This is a genomic window from Serratia sp. 121840015-1 (genome assembly GCF_053627655.1).
This window is the reverse complement of the sequence record NZ_JBSEYF010000021.1, coordinates 1-2,189: the sequence shown is the minus strand read 5'-3', so window position 1 is coordinate 2,189 and position 2,189 is coordinate 1. Positions and strand designations below refer to the sequence as shown.

General features: G+C 52.7%; 2 protein-coding genes. Both read right to left on the bottom strand.

Annotated features, from left to right (window positions below; all coding sequences use genetic code 11):
* The coding region (locus ACUXAC_RS26885) for a fimbria/pilus outer membrane usher protein (RefSeq protein WP_454267150.1) at positions 1 to 1,952 on the bottom strand (1,952 nt) is incomplete at its 3' end.
* A 117-nt stretch (positions 1,953 to 2,069) separates the two neighbouring features.
* Positions 2,070 to 2,189, bottom strand: a 120-nt coding sequence (locus ACUXAC_RS26880) for a fimbrial biogenesis chaperone (protein ID WP_454267151.1), incomplete at its 5' end; no start/stop codon positions are given.

The window sequence follows — 2,189 nt, the reverse complement described above, 5'->3', positions numbered from 1 at the left end:
GTTGCGCCGCTGTTACCATTACCGCCGCTGTTATAGCCCGATTGCACGCTATAACTCAGGTTGTTATCTTCCAGCAGCGTCCCGTAAAGGCCGGCCGTATTTGTCGTACGTCCCTTGAAGTCTGTCGACGTGTTGTAACTGGCATTGGCATTTCGGAATACTGACCGGGTATCCGAGCGCATCCAGTGGCTGAACGGAATATTAATGTTGAAAGCAATCAGTTGGTCTTTATCGTCGGACCAGGCATTTTTGGACAGACTATAACTCAGGCTCCAGCTGATATCCTGAATGGTGCTGTTATAACCAATCTGCAGCTGTTCATCTGAACGGCTGGTATTCCAGTAGCTTTGATGACTGCCAGTCAGGTATATCGTCGATGTCCGTCCAACCTGTTGCGTCACCGTCGCCTGCAAACGACCGCGCTTGCTGTAGTTCAGATTGTAATAATCCGTCAGCTTTGGTTTGATATTCACGATCCCGTCTTCACTAATCACGGAGTAACCGCTCATGCGTCGCCACGCGGTGTCGGCCAGAGAATAGAAGCCCCGGGTAGAATAACGGTATCCGACCAGTTGGAAATTGGTCCCTAACTCATTGAGCGATTTGTTATAGAGAAAACGCAGAGATTGTCCCTGATGCTTGCTGCCGTCAGGCAAGGTGGCATTCGCCTGCGTAATATCTGAAGATACCGCCCCGAGGTAGCCCAGGTTTTTCCCCACCCCGAGGTTAAAGGCACGATAGTCGTTTGAGGCACGTGTGCCGCCATAGACCGTCCAGCCATCGGGTAATCCCCAAAGCGCCGTTCCCTGGAAAAACTTCGGCTTGTCTTGTTGTTCATTACCACTGCGGAACTGCCCTGCAGTCACCGCGTACTTCACCTGTCCTTCACGCTGCAACATCGGAACGGATGAGAAGGGAACGGTAAAGACCTGAACGGAGCCATCCGCCTCTTTCACCGTCACCTGCAGATCGCCACTGTTTCCTGCCGCATACAGATCACCGATAGTGAAGGCGCCGGCGGGTACCGTGGTCTGATATATTTCATATCCGTTCTGCTTGACCGATACGCGTGCGGTACCACGTGCTATTCCATGTATAACGGGAGCAAAGCCGCGTTGACTGTCGGGTAGCATATTATCGTCTGTGGCAACCTGAAGGCCGCGGAAGTTGATACCTTCAAAGATATCACCCGCAGTATAGCCATCACCCATCGTCAGCCGGCTGCGCCAGGGTACAATGTCACGTTCAAGCCAGGTATTGACATGTTGCCAGCGATTTTCGTTATATCCCGTGCCGCTGCTGTAACTCCAGGTTGAGTTATCCCGCAGGCGCCATGCCCCCAGGTTGAGACCCGTTTGCAGATTGAGATAGGCGTAATTGCGGGTGCCGCCATTGTGACTGCGCACTTCACTGCCGGTATAGTTGTAATTGAGCAAACCGGCCGTAATACCATTATCCCAAAGCTCGGGAGCTATGTACCCTCTCGCCTGATTTCCCATGAAAGCCTGAGGAATGCTGATGGAAAGACGCTGGCGACCGACATCGAATGAGCTTGCAGCATCAGCAATAAGCCGTGTGAAAGGCACGCAGGCCGTGCTCTTCATTACGGCAATATCTGGAATAGTCAAGGTATTGACGCCAAGTGAAGCCAGCTGAGAGCGAGTGAGACACGGTTCCAGCTTGCTACCGTCATCACTTTTATCAAAGGTGATGTCTCGCGTCGTCACGTAACCCTCGTTCATGTAAATGTCGACACGATAGGTACCCGGCGGCGCATCAAGCCCCTTTTCGAAACTGGAGAGATCGGCAACCGATGCCGGGTCGTCAGCCAGGAACCGGGGATTGAAGTAGTTGTCTGCGCGCGCGGAAAATGTCGAAGCCACCAAGAGCAATGCCAGCGGCGTAAGCATTGCTTTGTTTAGCGCCCGTTCCCGGATGTGGTATTTTTTCATGTTATCCGTGCCTGCTCCATAAACCAGGTGACTTGTCGCTACCGCACGCCGTCATCAATGCCGGTGCTGCGTTACCTGCGTTATTGAATCCATTGTTTTAGTGAATGACTCAGATCGTTACTGCAAGGTGCCTTTCATCACAGACGTGAGCGCACCGTAATCATTAATCGTGCGATATGTAATTGCACTGCCGGCATCGCCCGGCAGTTTCACCGTTGCCGCCCCCATAGGCGGGAC